The 24988-nt window shown below is 56.5% G+C and carries 21 protein-coding genes; 15 read left to right on the top strand and 6 right to left on the bottom strand.

The features are described 5' to 3' along the window. Positions 1–8 precede the first annotated feature (8 nt). Complete coding sequence (locus V9K67_RS18275; protein WP_336724918.1) at positions 9–317, bottom strand: HU family DNA-binding protein; 309 nt, start codon at positions 315–317, stop codon at positions 9–11. A gap of 116 nt (positions 318–433) precedes the next feature. Here V9K67_RS18275 and mutY point away from each other — a divergent pair, with 116 nt between their 5' ends. From mutY to V9K67_RS18240, 7 genes are all read left to right on the top strand, one after another. Next, positions 434–1522, top strand: coding sequence for an A/G-specific adenine glycosylase (gene mutY / locus V9K67_RS18270; protein ID WP_336724916.1), 1089 nt, complete (start codon positions 434–436; stop codon positions 1520–1522). Positions 1523–1620: 98 nt separating this feature from the next. Beyond that, positions 1621–2055 carry a single-stranded DNA-binding protein gene (locus V9K67_RS18265; RefSeq protein WP_336724913.1) on the top strand — a complete coding sequence of 145 codons (435 nt, stop codon included), beginning with the start codon at positions 1621–1623 and terminating at the stop codon, positions 2053–2055. Positions 2056–2212: 157 nt separating this feature from the next. Further along, positions 2213–3490 (top strand): gliding motility-associated protein GldE, encoded by a 1278-nt coding sequence (gldE, locus tag V9K67_RS18260; protein WP_336724911.1) that lies wholly within the window; start codon positions 2213–2215, stop codon positions 3488–3490. Further along, positions 3477–4067 (top strand): gliding motility lipoprotein GldD, encoded by a 591-nt coding sequence (gene gldD, locus V9K67_RS18255; protein WP_336724909.1) that lies wholly within the window; start codon positions 3477–3479, stop codon positions 4065–4067. Before gldE ends, gldD begins: the two co-directional genes overlap by 14 nt. Positions 4068–4149: 82 nt before the next feature. Continuing rightward, the gene (locus V9K67_RS18250) at positions 4150–4752 is read left to right on the top strand and encodes a DUF3109 family protein (RefSeq protein WP_336724905.1); all 603 of its coding nucleotides are present in this window, start codon (positions 4150–4152) and stop codon (positions 4750–4752) included. Between the two features lie 130 nt (positions 4753–4882). Continuing rightward, positions 4883–6265, top strand: coding sequence for a lactate utilization protein B (locus V9K67_RS18245; RefSeq protein WP_336724903.1), 1383 nt, complete (start codon positions 4883–4885; stop codon positions 6263–6265). 9 nt (positions 6266–6274) lie between these two features. Further along, positions 6275–7573, top strand: a complete 1299-nt coding sequence (locus tag V9K67_RS18240; RefSeq protein ID WP_489753313.1) for a polysaccharide deacetylase family protein — start codon at positions 6275–6277, stop codon at positions 7571–7573. Between the two features lie 120 nt (positions 7574–7693). Here the strand turns inward: V9K67_RS18240 and purH are convergent, their stop codons facing one another. The 3 genes from purH to V9K67_RS18225 all read right to left on the bottom strand — a co-directional run bounded on the left by purH (position 7694) and on the right by V9K67_RS18225 (position 11859). After that, positions 7694–9202, bottom strand: coding sequence for a bifunctional phosphoribosylaminoimidazolecarboxamide formyltransferase/IMP cyclohydrolase (gene purH / locus V9K67_RS18235; protein ID WP_336724899.1), 1509 nt, complete (start codon positions 9200–9202; stop codon positions 7694–7696). Between the two features lie 45 nt (positions 9203–9247). Next, positions 9248–11326, bottom strand: a complete 2079-nt coding sequence (locus V9K67_RS18230) for a ComEC/Rec2 family competence protein (RefSeq protein WP_336724898.1) — start codon at positions 11324–11326, stop codon at positions 9248–9250. Between the two features lie 80 nt (positions 11327–11406). After that, a complete protein-coding gene (locus V9K67_RS18225; protein ID WP_336724896.1) occupies positions 11407–11859 on the bottom strand; it encodes a hypothetical protein in 453 nt (150 codons plus the stop codon). Between the two features lie 216 nt (positions 11860–12075). Between V9K67_RS18225 and V9K67_RS18220 the strand changes: the two genes are divergently transcribed. The 6 genes from V9K67_RS18220 to V9K67_RS18195 all read left to right on the top strand — a co-directional run bounded on the left by V9K67_RS18220 (position 12076) and on the right by V9K67_RS18195 (position 19049). Further along, positions 12076–13101, top strand: a complete 1026-nt coding sequence (locus V9K67_RS18220) for a rod shape-determining protein (RefSeq protein WP_336724894.1) — start codon at positions 12076–12078, stop codon at positions 13099–13101. Between the two features lie 89 nt (positions 13102–13190). Then, positions 13191–14072, top strand: coding sequence for a rod shape-determining protein MreC (mreC, locus tag V9K67_RS18215; protein WP_336724893.1), 882 nt, complete (start codon positions 13191–13193; stop codon positions 14070–14072). Beyond that, positions 14069–14602: a rod shape-determining protein MreD gene (locus V9K67_RS18210; RefSeq protein ID WP_336724891.1), complete on the top strand. Its 534-nt coding sequence runs from the start codon at positions 14069–14071 to the stop codon at positions 14600–14602. The genes mreC and V9K67_RS18210 overlap by 4 nt, the downstream gene beginning before the upstream one ends. A 149-nt stretch (positions 14603–14751) precedes the next feature. Continuing rightward, complete coding sequence (gene mrdA / locus V9K67_RS18205) at positions 14752–16872, top strand: penicillin-binding protein 2 (protein ID WP_336724890.1); 2121 nt, start codon at positions 14752–14754, stop codon at positions 16870–16872. A gap of 4 nt (positions 16873–16876) precedes the next feature. Continuing rightward, on the top strand, positions 16877–18217 hold the full coding sequence (rodA, locus tag V9K67_RS18200; protein ID WP_336724888.1) for a rod shape-determining protein RodA: 1341 nt from the start codon (positions 16877–16879) through the stop codon (positions 18215–18217). A 55-nt stretch (positions 18218–18272) separates the two neighbouring features. Continuing rightward, on the top strand, positions 18273–19049 hold the full coding sequence (locus V9K67_RS18195; protein WP_336724887.1) for an MBL fold metallo-hydrolase: 777 nt from the start codon (positions 18273–18275) through the stop codon (positions 19047–19049). Here V9K67_RS18195 and V9K67_RS18190 read toward each other — a convergent pair. Both V9K67_RS18190 and purD read right to left on the bottom strand, forming a co-directional pair. Continuing rightward, positions 19039–20043 carry a tryptophan 2,3-dioxygenase gene (locus V9K67_RS18190; RefSeq protein ID WP_336724885.1) on the bottom strand — a complete coding sequence of 335 codons (1005 nt, stop codon included), beginning with the start codon at positions 20041–20043 and terminating at the stop codon, positions 19039–19041. The two genes, V9K67_RS18195 and V9K67_RS18190, sit on opposite strands and share 11 nt — an antisense overlap. Before the next feature lie 101 nt (positions 20044–20144). Beyond that, on the bottom strand, positions 20145–21434 hold the full coding sequence (gene purD, locus V9K67_RS18185; RefSeq protein ID WP_336724883.1) for a phosphoribosylamine--glycine ligase: 1290 nt from the start codon (positions 21432–21434) through the stop codon (positions 20145–20147). A 132-nt stretch (positions 21435–21566) separates the two neighbouring features. On the opposite strand from purD, the gene V9K67_RS18180 reads away from it, so the two are divergent. Beyond that, positions 21567–23150 carry a peptide MFS transporter gene (locus V9K67_RS18180; protein ID WP_336724882.1) on the top strand — a complete coding sequence of 528 codons (1584 nt, stop codon included), beginning with the start codon at positions 21567–21569 and terminating at the stop codon, positions 23148–23150. 77 nt (positions 23151–23227) lie between these two features. After that, positions 23228–24745, top strand: a complete 1518-nt coding sequence (locus tag V9K67_RS18175) for a peptide MFS transporter (RefSeq protein ID WP_336724880.1) — start codon at positions 23228–23230, stop codon at positions 24743–24745. Positions 24746–24988: the final 243 nt, after the last annotated feature.

Raw genomic sequence — 24988 nt, 5'->3', positions numbered from 1 at the left:
TCGCAAAATTAGTCTTCTGCCACCACTTTCTCTGCAGAACTTACTTTCTTTATTTCTGCAACGAACTCTTTCGCGGGCTTGAAGGCAGGGATCGAATGCTCGGGGATCTGTACGGCCACGTTCTTTTTGATGTTGCGGCCGATCTTGGCAGCCCGCCTTTTGGTCACGAAACTTCCAAATCCACGGATGTAAATGTTTTCTCCTTTAGAGAGGGAGTCTTTGATCTCTTTGAACATGGATTCAAGGGTCACCAGCACATCTACTTTAGGAATACCTGTTTTTTCCGAAATCTGGTTTACTAAGTCAGCTTTTCTCATAGCAAAGGTTTAGTTATGTGTTAACAATATAAGATTAAAAATAGTGATTGTCAATATACTACAATCAATTTTCTTTAAAATTTGTTGAATATTTTTTTATGGACAAGGTAAAATACATGGATTTAGTGAGAAACCCGAAGGATTCTGCATATAAAAAATTTTCCGCACAACTGCTTCAGTGGAACCGCGAAGCGAACAACCGGCAGATGCCCTGGAAGGGGGAAAAAGATCCCTACCGGATCTGGCTCAGCGAAATCATCCTGCAGCAAACCCGGGTAGAACAGGGCCTTGATTATTACCGGCGCTTCATCGCCGCCTTCCCCACCGTACACGACCTGGCAGCCGCCCCCGAGCTGCAGGTATTTAAATTATGGGAAGGCCTGGGCTACTACTCCCGCTGCCGCAACCTGATGGCCACCGCCCGCTATGTTTCGGGCTCCCTGGGCGGCGTTTTCCCTACCGACCTCCACGGACTGCTGCAACTAAAAGGCGTCGGGCCCTACACGGCCGCGGCCATTGCTTCCTTTGCCTACAACCTGCCCCATGCGGTGCTGGACGGCAATGTCTTCCGCGTGCTGGCGCGCATAGGCGACGAGGATACCCCCAGCGATACGACCGAAGGCAAAAAGCTCTTTGCCCGCCTGGCCCAGGAAACCCTGCCCGAAGGACAGGCCGCCGAATACAACCAGGCCATCATGGACTTTGGCGCCACGGTGTGCAAGCCCGCTCCCGACTGCGCCGACTGCTTTTTTAATAAGGATTGCAGGGCCTTCTTCTCCGGCCGGCAGTTGCTGCTGCCCGTAAAACTGAAGCAAACCCTGGTGCGGGAGCGCTGGTTCCATTATTATATAATATCCGATCCCGGCCACCGCTTCGCCCTGCGCCAGCGCACCGCCCGGGACATCTGGCAACACCTCTATGAATTCCCGCTGGTGGAAACCGGCCCCGAAGCAACGGCAGCCGAAGCGCTCGGCCAGTTGCAAAAAAGCTATGGCCTTACGGAAGCCCATTTTTTACCCCACGAGGAGCCCGCCGCCTTCCGGCAGCGCCTGTCGCACCAGTTGATCCATTTCACCTTTACCTCCCTGCAGTTGCGGCAGCCCCACGATTTACCCGGGGTTTCCTGGGTGAAAAAGAGCGAACTGAAGGCCTATCCCTTTCCCCGAACCCTGAAAAAGGTTCTGGAAGGCGTGCCGGAAGCGTAATTTTTACCTATTTTTTTTGCTGGCAAATTGTTTGATAAATGATTAAATTTACTGGGTTGATCTTTTTGGGCGATTGATAAAACGATAAATTGTAATGTATGAGAGGAGTAAATAGAGTGATGCTCATTGGGAATCTGGGTAAAGATCCCGATGTGCAGTTCCTGGAAGGAAATATAGCGGTAGCCAAATTTCCCCTGGCGACTACCGAAACTTTCAAAGACAGATCCGGCAAATTGGTTTCTCAAACAGAGTGGCATACCGTAGTGCTATGGAGGGGCCTGGCAGAACTGGCCCAAAAGTACCTGCACAAAGGCAGCCTGGTATATATAGAAGGAAGGCTGCGCACCCGCAGCTGGGAAGATAAGGAAGGCAACCGCAAGTTTGCCACCGAAGTGGTCGGCGACAATCTGATCATGCTCGACAAACGGGTCGAAGGGTCCACCCCCACACCCCTGCCTTCCGACCAGGGCATGGAAGGAATGCACAGTGCCGATGCCCCCATCACAGAACCTTCTCCCGATATTCCCTTTTAAATAGCATAAACCATATTTTTGCACCACACGAAGGGCAGGCCATAACGACCTGCCTTTCTGGTAACAAGCGTTCACCAAATTTTCGGCATTGGATTATTCGTCGGTTAACAACCTCCTGCAATCGTCAAACTTACTTTTTGCCAACCCGCAAAGTACCATGCTGCTTACCGTGCTGCTGCTGGTACTGATCCTGTTAAGCTTTATTACCGCGGGGGCCGAGGTGGCCTTGTTCTCCCTGCAAAGCAAGGATGTCAACATGCTGAAAACCAAGCAGCATGCCGCTGCCCGGCGCATTACCTCGCTGCTCGAGGAGCGCAAGGCCGTATACACCTCCCTGCTCATTGGCGGCACCTTCTTTAATATCAGCATCATCGTGCTGGCCAACTTCTTACTGAGCCAGGTGCTGGCCCTCCCCACCATCCACATCGGCGCCCCCCTCGACCTCAACATCGTGGCCAAAATCGTCATCATCGCCATTGTGATCGTCTTTATCGGCAAGATCCTGCCGAAAGTATGGGCCACCCAGAACAACCTGCGCTTTGCTTATATTTCCTCGGCCGTCATCGAGGCCCTGCACCTGCTGCTGCGCCGCATCAGCGCCCATATGGTGTCCATCGCCGACAACATTGGCCAGCACAGCGGTGCCCACGAGATGCAGTCCAAAAGCATGCGCGAGCTGGACAAGGCCATCGATGTGGGCAACGAAAAAGCCACCAACAAGGAAAAAAACATATTAAAAGGCATCGTCAAGTTCGGCAACATCTCGGTGCGCCAGATCATGCGCTTCCGCCTGGACGTGAACGGCGTGGAATACGAAACCTCCTTTGCCGACCTGGTAAAGAACGTCGAGGACCTCCACTATTCGCGCCTGCCCGTGTTTCACAAGAACATGGACGAGATCGTAGGCATGCTCAACACCAAGGACATCCTGCCTTTTATCAACGATGCCGGCTTCGACTGGCATACCCTTATCCGGCCGACCATGTTTGTACCGGAATCTAAGCTCATCAAGGACCTGCTGAAGGAATTCCAGACCCGCCGGGTACACTTTGCCATCGTGGTGGACGAGTTCGGCGGCACCAGTGGCATCGTCACCATGGAAGACATCCTGGAAGAGATCATCGGCGACATCCGTGACGAGTTCGACGAGGACGAGAACGTGGTGCGCAAAATTGACGACCGCAGCTATATCGTCGACGCCAAGATCATGCTGCACGACATGTGCCGGGCCATGAACCTTTCCCTGGACACTTTTGACGAAGTGCGGGGCGAAAGCGACTCCCTGGCCGGGCTGGTGCTGGAAATCGCCGGCGAGTTCCCCGCCGTGAATACGACCATCAGCGCCGGCGACTTTGATTTTACCGTGCTGGAAGTCCATAAAAACCGGATCACGTCCGTTAAGGTGACGATCAATTTCCAAGATGAAGAAGATTAAACACGGCTGGCTCCTGCTGTCCCTGGCGGCCTTTTTTTCCTGCAACAGCGACTATACGCCCAAACAGCGGGGCTATTTCCGGATCGACCTGCCCCAAAAGGCCTACCGGTCCTTCAACCAGCCGGGCTATCCCTACAGCTTTGAGTACCCTGCCTACGCCCAGGTTATCCAGGACACCCTGTTTTTCGACCAGAAGCCCGAAAACCCGTACTGGATCAACATCTATTTTCCCCAGTTCCACGGCAAGATCTATTTAAGTTATAAGGAGATCGGGCGGCACAAGTTCGACTCCCTGGTGGCCGACGCCTTTACCCTCTCCTATAAGCAGCACACCTACAAGGCCTCGTCCATCGAGCCCCGGCCGTTCAGCACGCCCGGCGGCATCAGCGGGGTTTATTTTTCCCTGAAGGGGAATACCGCCACGGCCAACCAGTTTTTCGCCTCCGATACCAGCCGGCACTTCCTTCGGGGCGCCCTGTATTTCGACGCCACGCCCAACGAGGATTCGCTGCGGCCGGTCAATAACTTTCTCCAGGCCGACCTGCAACACCTGATCAACACCTTAAAATGGAAGTAAACCGCTTCCCGGTTTCGTTAAATTTCCCCGGATTGGGGGCAAACCCTCTAGATTGGGCTACTTTTGCCCAAAATTCATTCCCTTGATAGCAATAGATAATGTACTGGTCAGCGACGACGTGGTGGAAGCCAAATTTGTGTGCGACCTGCACAAATGCAAGGGTGGCTGCTGCGAGGAAGGCGATGCCGGCGCACCGCTCACCGATGAGGAAGTACGGATCCTGACCGAAAACTTTCCCGTTATTCAACCCTACCTGACCCCCGAAGGGCTGGAAGCCATTGCCCGCCAGGGCCTGACGACGCAGGACGACGAGTTCGGTGCCGTTACCCCCACCATCGACGGCGGCATCTGCGCTTACGGCTTCCGCGATGCGCAGGGCATCATCAAATGCGGCATCGAAGCGGCCCAGCGGGACGGCAAGCTGGAATGGAAAAAGCCCATCAGCTGCCACCTCTATCCCATCAAGGTTTCCGAAAGCAAAGAGTTCACGATGCTGAACTATGAACCCCGGGAAGTGTTGTGCAAATGCGGCTGCATGCTGGGCAAAAAGCTCAAAATGCCGGTCTACGAGTTCCTGAAGGAAGCGCTGGTGCGGAAGTTCGGCCCCGAATTCTACGACACGCTCGACCAGGTGGCCCATGACTTTTTTGAAGCCAAGGAAGCTGCGAAGCCCAAAAGAAAATAAACTATTGGTATACAAAAAGAGAAAGGCAGGCCGTTGGGTCTGCCTTTCTCTTTTTTATTTCCATGAAGCTTAACTTTAAGGACCTTAACGGCTGCCCGGGATTATTCATCGCTATCAAAAACAGATACGCATGTCAGAACACTCTTCCACTTTTAAGGCCAAAAGCACGGTGAAGGCGACGGACCGGGAGCACCGTCGCAAGATCAACTTCAACATTGCCCGCTACAATGCCGTCGTACCCGTGGGCAAGCAGCAGTTCACCCAGCTGCACCTGGCCCGCGAACGGGCCAAGAACCGCAAGTGGCAGGCCCTGGAAACGCTGGACCGCCAGCTGGAAACCTTTGAGCAGAACAGTACGCGCCGCGGCGTCAAGGTGCTCTGGGCCGAAACGGCCGCGGAGGCGCGGCAGCTGATCCTGGACATTTGCCGGAAGAAGGGATGCACCACCCTGGTCAAAAGCAAAAGCATGGTGACGGAAGAGCTGAAGCTGAACGAGTTCCTGGCCGAACACGAGATTGAAAGCGTGGAAACCGACCTGGGTGAATACATCCAGCAGCTCGACAACGAGCCGCCCTACCATATCGTTACCCCGGCCATGCACAAAAGCAAGGAAGACGTGGCCCGCCTCTTTGCCAAAAAGCTGGGCACCGCCTCCGGCCTAACCCCCGTGCAGCTGACCCAGGTGGCGCGGGAAAACCTGCGGGAAAAATACCGCGAAGCCCAGGTAGGCATCACCGGCGCCAACTTCCTCATTGCCGATACCGGCGCCGTGGCCATCACCGAAAACGAAGGCAATGCCCGCCTGAGCTGCGCCTGGCCCAAAACCCATATCGTCATCGCCGGCATCGAGAAAGTGCTCCCTTCCCTGTCCGACCTGGGCCTGTTCTGGCCCCTGCTGGCTACCTATGGTACCGGCCAGAGGGTCACCGTGTACAACTCCATTATCGCCGGGCCGAGGCAGCGCCCCGAAGTGGACGGCCCCGACGACATGTACGTAATCCTGCTCGACAACGGCCGCACCCGCCTGCTGGCCAATCCCAAAACCCGCGAAGCGCTCTGCTGCATCCGCTGCGGCGCCTGCCTCAACGCCTGCCCGGTCTATAAAAACATCGGCGGCCATGCCTACGGCACCACCTACAGCGGCCCTATCGGCTCGGTCATCACCCCGCACCTCAAAGGGCTGGAGGGGTGGCAGCACCTAAGCTATGCCTCTTCGCTTTGCGGCAACTGCACCGAAGTGTGCCCGGTGAAAATCAACCTGCACGAGCTGCTGCTGGAGAACCGTCGCGAGGCGGTAAAAGAGAACTATACCTCCCTGGCCGAAAAAGTGGCCTGGACCTTGTGGAAGACAGCCATGCTTAACCGAAGTTTGCTGGATGTAGCCCCCGGCCGCGTCAAGGACTGGGTGGTGAACAAACTGGCGACGGACTGGAAAAAGAGCCGCGGCGAGATCCGGTTCCCGCCCCAATCTTTTAGCCAGCTTTGGAGAGAAAAGAATAAGAAAACTGATTAAATTGCTCCGGTGATCGTATATAGTCATACTATAACCCCCAGGCTTCAGTATGTGATTAATTTTTTGGCGGATTACTTTCACCACCCGTTCAAGCTGACAGCGAACGAGCAGGCTTATATTGCCTCTGCTGACTATAAGATCAACTACTCCCATACCCGGATCAGCGACGATGAGCTCTACATTAACCCGCACGCCCTCCTTTTCGAAAGCGAAAAACGGAAGGTAAAGGCCGAATGCTTTGAGTACAACGGCCACACGGTCTTTTTTGCCGCTTCGGGCGACCTGCATTTCGACCTCTTTGCCGGCATTTTCTTCCTGCTCAGCCGCTACGAGGAATACCTGCCCCACGAAAAGGACCAGTATGGACGCTTCTCGCACAAAAGCTCCGTGGCCTTCCAGGAAGGTTTCCTGGACAAGCCGCTGATCAACATCTGGCTGGACGACTTCAAGCAACTGCTGGAAAAAAGGTTCAGAGGCCTTGAGCTCTTCACCCACCAGTTCCGCTTCATCCCCACCTACGATATCGACATCGCCTGGAGCTATCGCAACAAGGGCTTTAAACGCAACTTCTGGCCGCTGGTTCGTGATATCTTCGAAGGCCGCTGGCGCCAGGCTAATGAGCGCATCAAGGTGCTGAAGGGCAAGCTGCCCGACCCCTACGATTCCTTCGAATGGATAGACCTCCTGCACCAACAATATAACCTTACCCCCGTCTACTTCTTCCTGGTGGCCCGGGAAGCGGGCGTCTATGACAAAAACATTTCCATAGATAATCCCGAGTTCCAGGCACTGATCCAGTCCATCGCCCAGAAATATCCCCTGGGCCTGCACCCTTCCTGGGCCAGCGGCGACGAGCGGTCGCTCTTTCCCAAAGAAAGAAAGTGGCTGGAAAAACTTACCCACCGCAACATCATCGCCTCCCGCCAGCATTACCTGCGCTTTATGCTGCCCTACACCTACCAGTTCCTGATGGGCCAGGGCATTTCCCACGAATACTCGATGGGCTATGGCACCGTCAACGGCTTCCGGGCCTCCATTGCCTCGCCCTTCTACTGGTACGACCTGCAAAAAGAAGAAAGCACCAACCTGCTGGTGTATCCCTTCTGCTTCATGGACGCCAACGCCTATTTCGAAGAAGAGCGCACCCCGGCCGAAGCCCTGGAAGAACTGCTGCACTACTACAACAGCGTCAAATCGGTCAATGGCACCCTCATCACCCTCTGGCACAACCAGTTCCTCGGCACCGGCAAAGAGTTCGAAGGCTGGCGGCAGACGTACGAACAGTTTGTGGCCGCCGTCGCCAAATAAAAAGTTCCTGAGTTGCTAAGTTCCTGAGTTGCCTCTTAAATGGGGTAACTCCGAAACCTCAGAACAACTCAGGAACTCAGGAACTTAGAAACTCAGGAACTTAGAAACTCAGGAACTATATTAATGGCGGAAATGCCTCAAGCCCGTCATAACGAGCGCCAGGTTGTTCTGCTTGCAGTATTCGATGCTGTCCTTGTCGCGGATGGAGCCGCCGGGCTGGATGAAGGCCGCAATGCCGGCTTCATGACCCAGTTGCACGCAGTCGTTGAAGGGGAAGAAGGCATCGCTGGCCATAACGGCGCCGTTCAGGTCGAAGTTGAACTGGCGGGCCTTTTCCAGGGCGTGGCGCAGGGCGTCGATCCGGCTGGTCTGGCCGCAACCCTTACCGATCAGTTGTTTGTTCTTTACCAGGGCGATGGCGTTGGACTTCAGGTGCTTGCACACGATGTTCGAGAACACCAGGTCGCTTTTCTCGGCTTCAGTGGCGGTACGGCCGCCTACTTCTTCCCATTTTTCGAAGTTGCCCTCGTCCTTGCCCTGCTCCAGGGTGCCGTTGACGGCATTCTTATAGACGTTGGGGGTGGTGTTGGTGCTCTTCAGTTGCAGGAGGATGCGGTTCTTCTTGGTTTTCAGCTTTTCCAGCGCTTCGGGGGTGAAAGCGGGCGCCAGCAGCACTTCGAAGAAGATCTCGTTGATGGCCTCGGCGGTAGCGGCATCCACCTCGCCGTTGACTACCAGCACGCCGCCAAAGGCGCTTTCCGGGTCGCCGGCCAGGGCGTCCTTCCAGGCGTCGGCCACCGTGGCCCGGCTGGAGATACCGCACACATTCGTGTGCTTGATGATGGCGAAGGTGGTTTCCTGGAATTCCTTGATCAGCTCGATAGCGGCGTCAATGTCCACCAGGTTGTTGTAGGAAATTTCCTTGCCGTGCAGCTGGCTGAAGCAGGCCTCCAGGTTGCCGGTGAAGACGGCCTTCTGGTGGGGATTCTCGCCATAGCGCAGCACGGTTTTGGCGCCCAGGCCCAGCACGGTCAGCGGGCTTTCGGGGTTGAAGTAGTTGTTGATGGCGATGTCGTAGTCGGCCACGATGTTGAAGGCCTTGGCGGCAAAGGCGCGGCGCTGCTCCAGCGATACTTCGCCGTTCTGCTGTTGCAGCATCTCTACCAGCTTGCTGTAATCGTCCTTGGAGGCGATCACGGTCACGTCGCTGAAGTTCTTGGCGGCGGCGCGGATCATGGAGGGGCCGCCGATATCGATTTTCTCAATAATCAGTTTTTCTTCGCTGGTCTGGGCCACGGTTTCCTGGAAGGGGTACAGGTCTACGATCACCAGGTCCATTTCGGGGATGTTGTACTGCTTCATCTCCTGCAGGTCGGTTTCGTTGGCGCGACGGCCGAGGATGCCGCCGAACACGGCCGGGTGCAGGGTCTTCACTCTTCCCCCCAAAATAGAAGGATAGGTAGTGAGGTTTTCCACCGGAACGACCTCAATGCCAAGCTTTTCTATAAATTGCTGGGTGCCGCCGGTCGAGTAGATCGTGGCGCCTTGCTGCTTTAACTGCTGCACTACGGGTTCCAATCCGTCTTTGTAAAAGACAGAGATCAGGGCGGAAGAAATTTTCTTGTTCATGATTATTTTATTGAAAAGAGAGATTTTACGAGGCGCAAAGGTAATTTACTGCACGGTCATCTCAAAAGCTCCTTTTTCGGCCACGTCGTGGCAGGCCACGCCCAGCGAATCGCAGGCGTGCTGCCAGCGCTGCGCCCTGCGGCGGGGCACCGAGGCGTCGAGCACCACCTGCTTCAGCAGGAAGCTGGCGGCCAGCTCCGCCGGCCCGGTGCGGGGACTGCCCGACACCACCAGCACGTCCAGGGGCAGGCGCGACGCCCGGGGAAGGAAGCGCTGGCCGGGATCGAGCAACACTACTTTTTTACCACAAAAGTTAAAGGCATGGGAATGCGCAGGAGCCGGGACGATCTGCGCTACCCGGTGCAGCACCCGGGAGGGCTGCAGGTAGAAATTGCGGGCAAAGCCCTCTTGCAGCAGAGCCTCGTCGCCCCAAAACAGGGCCGACCGCCCCTCGATCAGGTCGATGGCCCGCAGGCGGGGCACGTTGTATACGATCAGCTTTTGCTGCCGGTTCGCTGCCGCGAATGACCAGGAGCGCAGCCCCATGAACCCCAGCAGGCAGAAGAGCCCCAGCCAAAGCCCCCTTTTTTGTTGTTCCATCAGCCAATACGCAAGGGCCCCCACCAAGCCGGCCAGCAGCAGGGCCTGCGGCAGCGAAAGCGACAGGCCGTCCCAAAGCGCAAAGGGCAGGCGGTCCAGCCGCTCAATATATATATTCATCCAGCGGATCATGGCGGTTATGGCCGCACCCAGCGCCCCGGCCACTGGCGGGGAAAAGGACAGGACGCACAGAAGTATCTCCGCAATTAATATGAAAGAAGACCAGGGAACGGCAAACAGGTTGGTCAGCAGGAACAGCAGGGGAAACTGGTGAAAATGGTACAGGCAGACCGGCAGGGTCAGCAGCTGGGCCGCGATAGTGACCGCCACCAGCCGCCACCCCCGGTCGATGGCTTTATTGGGAAAATACACCCAGCCGGCCACCGGCCGGTAAAACAACAGCAGGCTGGCCACGGCGGCATACGACAGCTGGAAGCCGGCATCCCACAGCCAGAAAGGCTGGTAGCACAGGAGCAGGAAAGCCGAAAGGGCCAGGGTGTTAAGGGCCGAGCCCCGGCGGTCCAGGGCTTCGCCCACCGCCAGGCAGGTAAACATCACTGCTGACCGCAGCACCGAGGGCTGCGCCCCCGCCAGAAGACTGAACAGCCACAGGCCCCCCACGACCACCAATAACCGAAAAAGCGCCCCTCCTTTCCGGCGCTTCAGCGGCCCCGTAAGCCCCAGCAACAACGCGTAGATCAATCCCAGGTGCAGCCCCGATATGGCGATGATGTGCACCACCCCGGTGCGGGTATACGCCTGCACCAGGCTTTTCTCCAGGTCATTCTTATAACCAATGAGCAGGGCCTCGGCCAGGCCCCGTTCCCGGCCGGGAGGCATGTATTGCTGTAATACCGACAGCACCCACCGCCGGCAGTTGCCGACAAAACCCTCCAGGCGGCTTTGCCCGGCCGGCGACAGCAGCGCAAACCCGCCGGCAGGCAGGAACACCTGGTGGGTAATGCCCTGGAACAGGCAGTAGCGCCGGTAGTCGAAGCTGCCGGGATTGCCCGGCCCGCGGATGTCCTTCAGGGGCGTTTGAAAGAGGAGCCGGGTGCCGGGCGCCAGTTGGGTGATGGCGGCATCCTTGCTGAAATACAGCAGCACCTTGCCCGTAGCGGGAAAGATGCTGTCGCCGTGAACCAGCCGTTCTGCGCGGGCGAGCGCTTTGAAAGAGGCCGCTTTTTCCACCGGCACCTCGGAAAGCACCACCTGCAGGCCATCGCCCGGGCGGTAGCTGCGGGCGATGTTGCGGGGATCGTTGCGCACATCGGCGCGCCACACCAGCAGGGCGCCCCCGGCAGCCAGCAGCAGGTGGACCAGCAGCCCGTTGGCCGTGCGCCACCGGTACAGCGGTCCCACCGGTAATAAGGAATAAAGGAAAACGGCCGCGAAGGAAAAAGTCAATACTCCTGATAAAAAGCCGGGCGGCAAAGGGTAATACCACTGCAGCAGGATACCCGCCCCGAATGGAAGCAGCAAGCGAACGAAGAGGGCATGGCTCCAGAAATAAACCGGGGGCATGGTATAAGTTAGGAAGGATAGGGCAAAAAATGAAAGGCGATGCCCGGGGCATCGCCTTTCTATGTATAGCCTACGTTTTCTTAAAAGGTGTACCGGATCCCGAGTCCGCCCAAATTCCCATTGAAACCAACACCGTCGCCGAACTCAAAAAAAGGCTGCCAGTCCAGCGAAACGTTGACGGGAGCTTCGCGGAACTTATAGTCCAAACCAATCACACCATCAATACCGGCATAAGTTCCTTTATGGCCCCATTTGGAATTGTAAAAGCCCAGGTGTGCACCCGGGCCCACGTACCACAACAGGCCCGGCGCGCCGTTTATAGGTCCGTGGAATTCGTAAAGGCCTGTCAGGCGGAAACCTCTTTTCCAGAAGTACCCGACCAGTTCGCCGGCCTGGTTGCCGGTGAAGAAATGCTTGAACGAAACGCCTGCGCCGTCCCAGACCTTTACACCCACGGCCGATTTATAGGCCGTCTGTGCCTGCGCTGTATATTGAAGTAGAAAAGCTGCGATCAGTAAAAGCGTTTGTTTCATAACCGGTTGTGCCTGCTTTTGCCCTTTTTAACGAACACCGTGCCAAAAGCCGGCCCGCAAGAAATTATGCAAAATTTACCAGCCGTCGCGGCAATTTAAATCCAGCAGGCTCGTTGTCAGGGCGAAATAGGCCGGCGTGGTTTTAACTTTGCCAATTCGGATTATTTCCAGCAACTTTGCACACAACCTTCAACACTTAAATCATTTAAGAGCAGCATGGGACTTTTTAATTGGTTTACCCAGGAAATTGCGATAGACCTAGGCACGGCTAATACCCTAATTATTCATAATGACGAAGTAGTAGTGAATGAGCCCTCTATTGTGGCCTTAAACCGTAACAATCCAAAAGAAGTTTTGGCCGTGGGCAAGCGTGCATTGATGATGCACGAGAAAACCCACGAAAGTATAAAGACGGTCCGCCCGTTGAAAGACGGAGTGATTGCGGACTTTAACGCAGCCGAGCTGATGATCCGCGAATTGATCAAGCTGGTGTATCCGAAAAAGCCCCTGTTTCCGCCCTCCTGGCGGATGATGATCTGCATTCCCTCCTCCATTACCGAGGTAGAGAAGCGTGCGGTTCGCGACAGTGCCGAACAGGCAGGCGCCAAGGAAGTATACCTGATCCACGAGCCGATGGCCGCCGCCCTGGGTATCGGCATCGACGTGGAAGAGCCCGTGGGCAACATGATCATTGATATCGGCGGGGGTACCACCGGCATCACCGTGATCGCCCTGGCCGGTATCGTCTGCGACCAGTCGATCCGCATCGCCGGTGACGAATTCACCGCCGACATCATGGAAGCCCTGCGCCGCTACCACAGCCTGCTGATCGGGGAACGCACCGCCGAACAGATCAAGATCCAGATTGGCGCCGCCATGAAAGACCTCGAAAATCCGCCGGACGACATCCCCGTCAACGGCCGCGACCTGGTGACCGGTATTCCCAAACAGATCTACGTGAGCTACCAGGAAATTGCCGAAGCCCTCGACAAAAGCATCTTTAAAATAGAGGAAGCCATCCTGAAGGCCCTGGAACAAACCCCGCCCGAGCTGGCCGCCGACATTTACCGTCGTGGCCTGTACCTGACCGGCGGCGGCGCCCTGCTGAAAGGCCTCGACAAGCGCCTGAGCCAGAAGATCAAGCTGCCGGTGCACGTGGCCGACGACCCGCTGAAAAGCGTGGTACGGGGTACCGGCCTGGCCCTGAAAAGCTACGAACGCTATCCTTTTGTAATGAGATAAGAAAACACTGGTGATTCGACACAAGCAGCAACCTTCCTCCCGGGGGTTGCTGCTTGTTCATAATCCCCTTACCCCTACCTCTTTCATCCATGCGCAACATTTTTCTCTTCATCCGACGCTTTTTTGTGTTCCTGACCTTCTTAGTGTTGCAGTTCATTGCATGGTGGATGCTGGTGACCAACAACCGCTATCATCACACGGCCTTTTCGGGTGTTGCCAGCGAGATCACCGGCCGCTTCAACAAGCAGGCCGACAAGGTGGACGACTACTTTCACCTGCGGGACGAGAACAAGCGGGTGCACCGCATGAACGACTCCCTCCTGGGCCTGCTGTCCCTCAACAACGTTTCCGGCAATACCGCCACCAAAATGGTAGCCGACACCCTTCGGGTGAATGATAGCACCAAAAAGGTGAAACGGTACCTGTGGCGCGAAGGCAAGGTGGTGTACAACTCGGTCAACTTCGACCAGAACTACCTGCAGGTGAACCGGGGCGCCAGCGGCGGCATCCGCGACAACATGGCGGTGCTGAACTCCGACGGGGCGCTGGTGGGACTGGTAGTGAATGTCAGCAACAACTTCAGCCAGGTTATGAGCCTACTGCATACCAAAACCCGGGTGCCGGCCTCCCTGAAGCATTCCAACGTATTCGGCACCATCGAGTGGGACGCCGAGGACCCGCGCTTCGTGTCGCTCAAGGGCATCTCCCGGGACGTGGAAGTGAAAAAAGGCGATTCGGTGCTCACCAGCATTTATTCCTATAACTTTCCGCCCGGCTTCCTGATCGGCACGGTTGCAGGCATCCAGCCCGACCCGGCCTCCGGCTTTTATATTTTAAAAATCCGGACCGCCGTGCATTTTAATGCCGTGCAACAGGTGTTCCTGGTGGAAAACCTGCAACTGGAGGAACAACTGAAACTGAATGAGGACACCAAACGACAATTAGACCAACAAAAAAAGACGAACCGTTGAGCGACCTGGTAAGAAACTTTTTCCGATTAACCATTTTTATACTGGTACAGGTGTATGTGCTGGACAAGATCCCGCACCTGCACCGCTTTATTGTTCCCTATATTTATTACCTGTTCCTGTTGTGGCTGCCCTACAACACGCCGCGGCTGGGATTGCTGTTCATCGGGTTCATTACCGGCCTGTCACTGGATTATTTCAAGATGACCCCCGGCCTGCATACCGCGGCCTGCATCCTGGTGGCCTACGTACGGCCCTTCATCATCACCCTGCTGTCGCCCAAGGAAAAAACCGAATTCACCCATAAGGAGCCCTCGCCCCGGGGCATGGGCTGGTCGCCCTACCTGGTGTACGCCTTCTTCCTGACCCTGCTGCACCATACTTACCTGGTATTCCTGGAATGGTTCCAGTTCGGCACCCTGCTCGCCTTCCTGGTCAAGGTGGTGTCCACCACGGCCATCAGCATGCTGCTGGTAGTGATCGTGGAGCTGCTCTTCCCCCGCAAGCTCCGCTTCCGAACGAATACCGCCTAAACATTTTGAAAACAATTTGGTCTCGCCTCCGGCGAGACCAAATTGTTTTCAAACTTTCACAATTTCACATTTGTACATCTGCAGCTCTTTAACAAATTTTGTGGTAGAATACACGGTTGCTCTCCTATTTCACCCTCATCCATCGAATTATGTCTGTGTTTAACCAATCCAGGAGTTATATAATCAGGATCATCTTCCTGGTTACTTTCACCGTCATTATTGCCCAGCTCGTTAACCTCCAGGTCTTCTCCAGCAAGTACCAGAAGCTGGCCGAAGAGAACGCCGTTTTCCGAAAAACCATCTACCCGCCCCGCGGCATCGTGTACGACCGGAACAACCGGGCGATTGTCAACAACACCCTGATGTACGACCTGGTGGTGACCCCCTCCGAAGTGCGGGGCGTGGACACCGCCTACCTCTGCCAGCTGCTGGAGATCGATACCACCGAATTCCGGCAACGCCTGGTAACGGCCATCATCAAAAACGGCCGCTACCGCCCTTCCTCCTTTGAAAGCCTGCTGTCGCCCGAAAAATATGCCCGCATCGAAGAGAACATGTGGCGCTTTGCCGGCAAGGGCTTTTACCTGCAGGAGCGCCCGGTGCGCACCTATCCCTTTAACGTGGGCGCCCACTTCATGGGCTACATCAACGAGGTGGACTCCGGCATCATCGCCCGCTCGGGCGGCTTTTACCGGCCCGGCGACTATGCCGGCCGCAGCGGCATCGAATCCTTTTACGAAAAAGCCCTCATGGGACAGCGGGGCGTGCAATACCTGATCAAGGACCATAAGAACCGGCTGGTGGGCCATTTCGAAAACGGCGAGTTCGACTCCGCCGCCATCGCCGGCCGCGGCCTGCGCACCTTTATCGATGTGGACGTGCAACAGCTGCTGGAAAAGCTGATGCAGAACAAGGTGGGCGCAGCCGTCGCCATCGAGCCCAAAACAGGCGGCGTCATCGCCATGGTGTCGGCGCCCAACTTCAGCCCCAGCGCCCTCACCGGTTCCAACTTCAAAAAAACCTACGGCAAATTTGTGCTGGACGTATCGCGTCCCCTGCTCAACCGCGCCATCAAGGGACAGTACCCGCCGGGATCCACCTTCAAACCCCTGGGCGGCCTGGTGGCGCTGGACGAAGGACTCATCACGCCCTCCTTTGGCTATCCCTGCGGCGGACGTTATTATGCCTGCGGCATCGGCAAGCCGGCCTGTACCCACTCCGGCGGCGGCCACGCAGCCGACCTGCGCCGGGCCATCGCCAACTCCTGCAACTCCTATTTTACCCACGTGTACCGCATGGCGGTGGACAATCCCCGGATCGGGAATGTGCGAAAAGGCTATTCGAAATGGAAAGACTACATGAACGCTTTCGGCCTGGGCACCCGTATCGGTATCGACCTGCCGGGCGAGGACAAGGGCAATATTCCCGATACCAGCAAGTACAACAAGGTATATCGCAACAGCTGGAGCTCGTGCACCAACCTGACCCTTGGCATTGGCCAGGACATGATGACGGCTACGCCCCTGCAGCTGGCCAATGCCATGTGCATCATCGCCAATAAAGGCTATTACTACACCCCGCACATCGTCAAGTCCATCGATAACGAAGGCCCGTCCGATACCGCCCTGCTGAATCCCTTCCGCCGGAAGCACGAAGTGCTGACCCACATTTCCGACGAGGCCTTCGAGGCCATCATCTGGGGCATGCAGGACGTGGTCACCGCCGGTACGGCCCGCGGCGCCGCCATCCCCGGCATTAACATCTGCGCCAAAACCGGTACGGCCCAGAACTTCCGCTACATTGGCGGTAAAAAGATCGAGCTGAATGAAAACTCGATGTTCGTGTGCTTTGCCCCCCGCGAAAACCCCAAGATCGCCATTGCCGTGGTGGTAGAGAACGCCGGCTTCGGCTCCACCGCCGCTGCGCCGATCGCCTCGCTGATGATGGAGCAATACCTGACCGATTCGCTGCGGCCGGAAAGCAAGAAAAAAGCCGAAGAGCTGAGCAAAAAGAACTTCATGCCCAGCATCCTGGCCCGCGAACAATACATAGCCGACTCTACCCGTGCTGTGGAATGGTTCAAGATCACCAAGGACAGCAGCTTCCTGCGGAAGTTCTACCAGCGGTCGGCGCCGAAAAAAGATTCGTCGACCACCAAGCCCAAGCCCGCCAACTCCCAGCCCAAGCCCGAGAAGCGGGTAGCCGCCCGGACCGAAGCCCTGGAGCCCAAAAATCAAATCAGCCTTAAAAAGAAAACAGCCACCACCTAATAAAATGAGCAGAAGCAAAAACACGGTAAGTATCTCCAAGGGAATTGACGGCGTGCTGGTAGGGCTATACCTGTTGCTGGTATCCATCGGCATCGTGGCCATCTTTGCGGTTACTTACCGCGAGGGCGACCCTATCCTGGCCAGTTTCCTTTCGTTCGGTCCCGATTACAGCAAGCAATTCTATTTCTTCATCGTCTCCGGCCTGATCGGGGTGTTTATCCTGCTTACCGACAGCAAGTTCTTCCCGGCTACCGCCAACGTATGGTACGCGGTGGGCATCTTTTTACTGTTGCTGGTCTTTCCCTTCCATACCGACGTGCACGGGACCAAGTCCATCATCCGCATGGGCGGCATCCAGTTCCAGCCGGCGGAGTTTTGCAAGGTGTGCGTCTGCCTGGCGCTGGCCAAGTACCTGTCGCGGCCGGATACGGATTTTACCAAAACCCGCTCGCAGCTGATCGCTGCGGCCATTGCCCTGACGCCGGCCATCCTGACGATCCTGCAAAGCGAAACGGGGCTGGCGCTGGTATATTTTTCCTTCTTTTTGGTGATGTACCGCGAAGGGCTGCCCCCGATGATCCTGGTGGTGGGCTTTTCGCTGGGCACCCTGATCGTGGCCACCATCGTTATCGAACCCAACGTCCTGGCCATTACCCTGACGGTGATCGCCGGCCTGGCGGCCTACCTGATGCGGCGGCAGATCAAGAAACGGAAGTCCCTGCTGATCACCATCGTCCTGATGTGGTTTGTTTGCGTGGGCATCCAGCGTTTTGCCGTGCCCTTCATCTTCAAGGAAGTGATGCAGGGCTACCAGGTAGACCGCATCTATTCGCTGTTCGGCAAGGACAACCCTTATTCCGACCACCCGGTCGCCCTGGACGCCGCCTCGCTGAAAAAGAAAGACGCCCAGGACTATAACGTAAAGCAGTCGAAGATCGCCATCGGTTCCGGCGGTGTCACCGGCAAGGGCCTGCTCAGCGGCACCCAAACCCGCTACGACTTCGTGCCGGAACAGCGCACCGACTTTATCTTTTGCACCATCGGCGAAGGATTCGGCTTCCTGGGTACGGTAACGCTGCTGGGCATCTTCCTGTTCCTGCTGTTCCGGATCGTGATGGTGGCCGAACGCCAGCGAAGCGTTTTCAGCCGGTGTTATGCATACGGGGTGGCGGCGGTCTTCTTTTTCCACATCACCATCAATGTGTGCATGACCATTGGCCTGGCCCCGGTGATCGGCATTCCCCTGCCGTTCATCAGCTACGGCGGAACAGCCCTGCTGACGTTTACCATCCTGCTGTTCATCCTCATCCGCCTGGATGCCGACCGGCAAATGATTTTAAGATAACGATCAGAAAAGGCGCAACTTGCAATCCATTCAAATAATCACCTAAAGAAGATCCATGAGTCATAAAGCCAAGACCGGCCTTCCGAAACCAGGCACCATCATTCCCCTGTCCGAAGGCTCCTTTACCATCGATAAGACCAAGTTGTTCGTGCCCTTCAACCCCGAAGAAGACGACCTGCAGCAGCGCCCGGTGGGCAGCCTGCTGGTGGAAGTACAGCCCTTCCTGGTAGTAACGTCGCAGGATGTGCTGGTGCTGGACGCCGGCCTGGGTTTTTTGGAAAACGGCACCGACACCATGCAGCTCCATGCCAACCTGGCCCGGGCCGGCGTACAGCCCGAGCAGGTAACCAAGGTGCTGATGACCCACCTGCACAAGGACCATGCAGGCGGCATCTGTATGGAATCGGACCACAACCGGCTGAGCTTTCCCAATGCCACCTACTATATCCAGCAACGGGAGCTGGACTTTGCCTTTAAAACCGGCTTTCCTTCCTTTATCCCCGATGAATTGCGGGCCCTTGCTATGTCGCCCCAGGTAGCGTTCCTGCATGCCGACGAAGGTTATATCGACGACTACATCTATTACCAGCATACCGGCGGCCATTCGCCCTACCACCAGGCCTTCTGGATCCGCGAAGACGGCCAGACCATCTTCTTCGGCGGCGACGAAGCCCCCCAGCTGCAGCAGATGAAGATCCGGTACAAAACGAAATACGACCACAACCCCGACCGGGCCCTGCAGCTGCGCCAGCAGTGGTGGCAGCAGGGAAAGGAAGAAGGCTGGACCTTTTTGTTTTACCACGACATCCAGAACCCCGTAGTTACTCAGTAACTCCCGGGCCTGCAAATCCTAGTTGCTGCTCCAGTTCTTTAGACAACTGGGGCAGCCGGCGGCGCTCGATAAGGAAGGAGGTCAGCTGGGCGATCTCTTTGAAAATATAATGGCGGTCGGCGGCGCCCTGCAGGTAGTCCTTGCCGCTGCTGCCCCCCGTGCCGATGCGGGTGCCGATCATGCGCCGCACCATATTGATGTGGCGGTGCCGCCAGGTGCTGAGCTGCTCGTCGATCTCCAGCAGGTTGTTCAGGAGCTGGAACGGCAGCTGCAGCAGGGGATACCCCCGGTACAGCATCACGAACAGCGCCGCCCGGCAGGCTTTGGGCGATAAGGAATAGTCGCCGGAACGGTGCTCGAAAAATACTTCTTCAAAAGCGGCCATATTGTGTTTTTCCGCCTCGGCCAGGCTACCGGCATAAAGGTCTTTGTAGTGGGTCCAGAAAGCCTCTTCCCGGATAGGCGCCCGCTCCAGCCAACTGTTTACCAGTTGGAGCAAGGATTGTTGCCCTTCTGCATTCTTGATCAGGTCTATATGTTCCAGGCGTAGCTGGGAGGTGTAGTATCCCTGGCCGTAGCGTTGCTCAAACTTCAGTCCCAGCTTGGCTTCCAGCAGCTTGAACTGCCAGCTCTGAAAGCCGGAGGCCGGCCGCAGCTGGTCGCGGAAGTCCAGGAAGTCCATGGGCGTCATGGTTTCCAGCACGTCGATCTGGTGAATGAGCACCCGCAGCACCACCGCCATGCGCTCCAGGCGGTGCACGACGGTCTGCAGCAGGGGCGAATTGTCGTTGAGGGTGGGCTGGCGCATAATTTCCAGGATGGAGTCCACCTCGTAATGCAGCTCCTTGAACCAGAGCTCGTAGGTCTGGTGGGTGATGATGAACAGCATTTCATCATGGGCGGACAGGGAATGCTTTGCCGCTTCGGGCTCCTGGGCATTCAGGATCTTGTCCAGCTGGAGGTAATCGTGGTAATGCAACTCGTCAGAGGCCATAAAAAAAATTGGGAGGATGAAAAGGTACGCAGGAAGATGAAATCAAAAATCATCCCCTATCTCCTTTTCATGCTCCCAAATCCAGGATTTAGGCAGTCGGCTTAGGCTTTGTCCGAAGTGAACTCGTAGCCGATGTCGCTGCGGAAGTACATGCCTTCAAAGCCGATCTGCTGCAGGCGCTCCTTGCTTTTGGCGATGGCCTCGGCTACCGTGGGTGCCAGGGCCGTGGCGCACAGCACCCGTCCGCCGCTGGAGACGATCTGGTCGCCTTCGGCCTTGGTGCCGGCATGGAACAGGATCGTGTCGGCCACCTCGCCTTCGAGGCCGCTGATGGCAAAACCTTTTTTATACTCTTCGGGATAACCACCGCTGACCGCTACCACCGTGGTGGCAAAACGGCTGTCCTGCTCTACGCGGATGCTTTCCAGCTGTTGCCGGGCCGCGGCCTGCAGCAGGGGCACCAGGTCGGTTTTCAGGCGGGGCATCACCACTTCGGTCTCGGGATCGCCCATACGGCAGTTGTATTCGATCACAAACGGCTCGTCGCCTACCTTGATGAGGCCGAAGAACACAAAGCCTTTGTAGTCGAGGCCGTCTTTTTCCAGTCCTTTAACGGTGGGTTCGATCACGGAAGTGATCACCTTTTGCATAAAAGCGTCGTTGGCAAACGGTACGGGGCTTACGGCGCCCATGCCACCGGTGTTCAGGCCGGTATCGCCGACGCCGATGCGCTTGTAGTCCTTGGCTTCGGGCAGCAGCACGTAGTTGCGGCCGTCGGTCAGCACGAACACCGACAGCTCGATGCCGCTTAAAAACTGCTCGATCACCACCTTGCTGCTGGCGGCGCCGAACTTGGCGTCCCGGATCATCTGGGTGAACTCGGACAGGGCTTCTTCGGTGCTTTGGGCAATGATCACGCCTTTGCCGGCAGCCAGGCCGTCGGCTTTCAGCACCACGGGCAGCGGGTGCTGGCGGATATAGGCCAGCCCGTCTTCAAAATTCTCCTGGGTAAACTCTTTATAGGCGGCGGTGGGAATACCGTGCCGCTCCATGAACTCTTTTGCATAGGCCTTGCTGCCTTCCAGCTGGGCCGCTTCCTGCGCAGGGCCGATGATCAGCAGGTCGCTGAAGCGGGCGTCGGCCTTCAGGGTGTCTACGATACCTTTTACCAGCGGTTCTTCGGGGCCGACCACCACCAGGCCGATGTGCTCGTCAAGGCAGCATTTTTTGATGGCGTCAAAATCCGTGGCGGAGAACGGGAGGTTGGTGCCGCACAGCGCTGTGCCGGGGTTGCCCGGAGCAATAAACAGCTTGGTAGTCAGGTTACTCTGCGAGATTTTCCAGGCCAGGGCATGTTCCCGGCCGCCGGAGCCTAATAGTAAAATGTTCATGTAGCAAAAATAAGTGCCGCGAAGGTCGGGCAAGATTATTAAAGATGGCGGTAAATATGCATCAGGCCCGTTTTTTATTTATTTTGGAAACATTATCGATTCAAGGTTTCAACGAATTAATATTTTTTTATTATGGGAAATACAGCCACCGCCCGGACCCTTACGGCAGACGAAGTACCTGCACAGGCAGGTCATCCACCGGCACTTTTCATCCTGTTTTTTACCGAAATGTGGGAACGCTTCAGCTATTACGGTATGCGGGCCCTGCTGGTCCTGTTCCTGACCACCTCGCTGACCGGCGGCGGCTGGGCCTGGGAACGCAAAGAAGCCCTGCAACTGTACGGCATCTATACCGGCCTGGTATACCTGACGCCGATCCTGGGCGGACTGATCGCCGATAAGCTGCTGGGCTATCGCAAAGCCGTGATCGCCGGCGCCGCCATCATGACCCTCGGCCACGCCAGCATGGCCCTGGAAACGCCGTTCTTTTTTTACCTGGGCCTGGTGTGCCTGATTATCGGCAACGGCCTGTTCAAGCCCAACATTTCCTCCATCGTCGGCCAGCTCTATGCCAAGGACGAGGACCGCAAAGACGCGGCTTATACCATCTTCTACATGGGCATCAATGCCGGCGCCTTCCTCGGCATCCTGCTATGCGGGTATATCGGTGAAAAAGTGGGCTGGAGCTATGGATTCGGCCTGGCCGGCATCTTCATGCTGTTTGGCCTGCTGCAATTCGCCTTTGCCCAAAAGATCTTCGGCACCATCGGCCTGAGCCCGAAAAAGGAAGAAAAGTTGGCCGAGAAGAACGCCAATACGAACCCGGTTACCCGGGAGATCGTGGCGGAAGAACATACGCCGAAGCACGTGACCCGCGACCGCATCTTCGTCATCGGCGTCTTCGCCTTTTTCACCATCTTCTTCTGGATGGCCTTTGAACAGGCCGGCGGCTCCATGACCATCTTCGCCAACGACTACACCCAGCGGCAATTGTCCGGCAACAGCGCCCTGGTGTTCAAATGGTCGAACGCCATCCTGGTGGTGGTGCCCATGATTATCCTGACCGGCGTGCTCCTGAATCTTTTCAAAAAGACCTTCCAGCGCTACGCTTTATCCAACATCTTCCTGGGCACTTCCTTTGTCATCATCTGGGGCATCATTATCTGGATGTTGAAAAGAGACTTCAGCGAGAACCTGGCCGAGGTGCCGGCCTCCTGGTTCGGCATCCTGAACTCGTTCTTCATCATTGCCTTCGCGCCCCTTTTCTCCATGGTCTGGGCCAGCAAATACAATCCCTCCGGTCCCGTAAAATTCGCCATCGGCCTGATTCTGCTGGGCCTGGGCTTCGCCATCCTGGCCTACGGTGGCATGACCATCCCCCAGGGCGCCAAAACCGCCTCGGTCAGCATGTCCTGGCTGATCCTCGCCTACCTGTTCCATACCTTGGGCGAGCTGTGCCTGTCGCCGGTGGGCCTGTCCTATGTCAGCAAGCTGTCGCCGGTGAAAATGGTCGGCCTGATGTTCGGCATCTGGTTCATCGCCACCTTCATCGCCAACTTCCTGGCGGGCCTGACCGGGAGCTTTATCGACAGCATTACGGAAAAATATTCCATATCGGTCTTCTTCCTCATTTTTACCTTCCTGCCCATCGTGGCCGGCCTGATCATGCTGGCGCTGAACCGGACGCTGAAAAAGAAAATGCACGGAATTCATTAATCAATTGTTCCGAAGGTGATGCGCTCCGCATCACCTTTTTTATTTCCTTACGTTCAGAACCAATCATCCACCTCGTTATGAAAGAATACAATGCCACTACCGCCCCCGTAGAAGAACTGGAACAGGAGCCGCCACTTCGCGGGAACCGCCACCCGAAACAACTCTACCTGCTGTTCTTTACCGAAATGTGGGAACGCTTTTCCTTTTACGGCATGAAGGCCCTCCTGCTGGCATATATGGTCACCCAGCTGAAATTCGACGAGCCCAAAGGCTACGCCATCCTGGGCTCGTATGCCGCCCTGGTGTACACCATGCCCCTGTTCGGCGGCATGCTGGCCGACCGCTTCCTGGGCTACCGCAAAGCCATCACCTTCGGCGGCATCCTCATGACCATCGGCCACCTGGTGCTGGCCATCCCGCAGGGGTGGAGCTTCTTTGCCGGCATGGCCTTCATCATCTGCGGCAACGGCTTTTTCAAACCCAATATCTCCAGCCTCGTGGGCACGCTCTATAGCGAGAACGACCCGCGCAAGGACAGCGCCTTTTCAATCTTCTACATGGGCATCAACCTGGGGGCCTGCCTGGGCGGGCTGCTGTGCGGCTATGTGGGCGAGAAGATCAACTGGCACTACGGCTTCGGGCTGGCAGGCCTGTTCATGATCGTGGGCCTGCTGGTGTTTACCGCCGGCAAGAAATCGCTCGGCCACCGCGGACTGCCGCCACAGCCGCAGGCCCTGGGCCGGAAGCTGTTTGCGGGCCTCAGCCTGGAGCTCCTGATCTATGCCGGCTCCGTGCTGGTGGTGCCGGTGGTGATCGGGCTGTTTCATGCCTACGAGGCCATGGACTTTATCATGATGGGGCTGGGCGTGCTGTCGCTGGTCTATATCGTTTCCACCGCCTTCAAGCTGGAGCCGGTGGCCCGCTACAAGCTGCTGGCGGCCATCGTCATGATCGTCTCCTCCATCCTTTTCTGGGCGTTTTACGAGCAGAACAGCGGCGCGCTGAACCTCTTTGCCATGCGGAACGTGGACATGCACGTAGGCGGCGTGGAGCTGCCGGCCCTGTCGGTCAACAACTTCCTGCCGCCCTTCTGGGTCATCGCCCTCAGCCCGGTTGCCGCCTGGCTATGGATCTGGCTGAATAAACGGGGCCTGGAACCCGGCACGCCGGTGAAGTTCGCCCTGTCGTTTATTTTCCTGGGCCTGGGCTTCCTGGTCTTTTACCTGGGCTGCAAAGGCGGCAGCGACACGGGTCTGATCTCCCTGGGCACTTTTACCCTGGGCTACGTGGCCATCATCTGCGGCGAATTGTGCATCTCGCCCATCGGCCTTTCCATGATCACCAAACTGGCGCCTGCCCGGATCGTGGGCATGGTGATGGGCATCTGGTTTCTGGCCAGCGCCATTGGCGAGTTCCTGGCCGGCAAAATCGGCTCGCTTATGAGCGTACCGGAACACCTGGTCAACGATCCGGTGCAATCCCTTCCCTACTATGCCTCTATCCTCAGCAAGATCGGGCTGGGCTCCGTGGCGCTGGGCGCCTGCCTGCTGTTGCTGGTGCCGGTGTTGCGGAAATGGATGGGAGGTGTACGTTGAGGGGATTGGTTAATTGGTTAATTGGGGTATAGGGTATTGGAAAGGAGAGTTTACCATAAACCGTTATCAAGAGAAAACAGGAAAAGAGTCGGTTAATTGCGGCCGTTTTTTAGCGGCTATCAAGCGCCTGCGCATCCTCAAGGATATTTTTCTCAACCGTTGTTTTTAATGGAAGAATTTTATAACTTGCTTTTCTTCTCTTGTTAAAGAAGGTGTTAACGTTTGCATGCCAATTATAGAAAA

Origin of the sequence: Huijunlia imazamoxiresistens, assembly GCF_037132455.1 — a bacterium.
Taxonomy (GTDB): domain Bacteria; phylum Bacteroidota; class Bacteroidia; order Chitinophagales; family Chitinophagaceae; genus Flavisolibacter; species Flavisolibacter imazamoxiresistens.
Note: the sequence above shows the minus strand (reverse complement) of the source record. Positions and strands in the feature narration are given on the sequence as shown.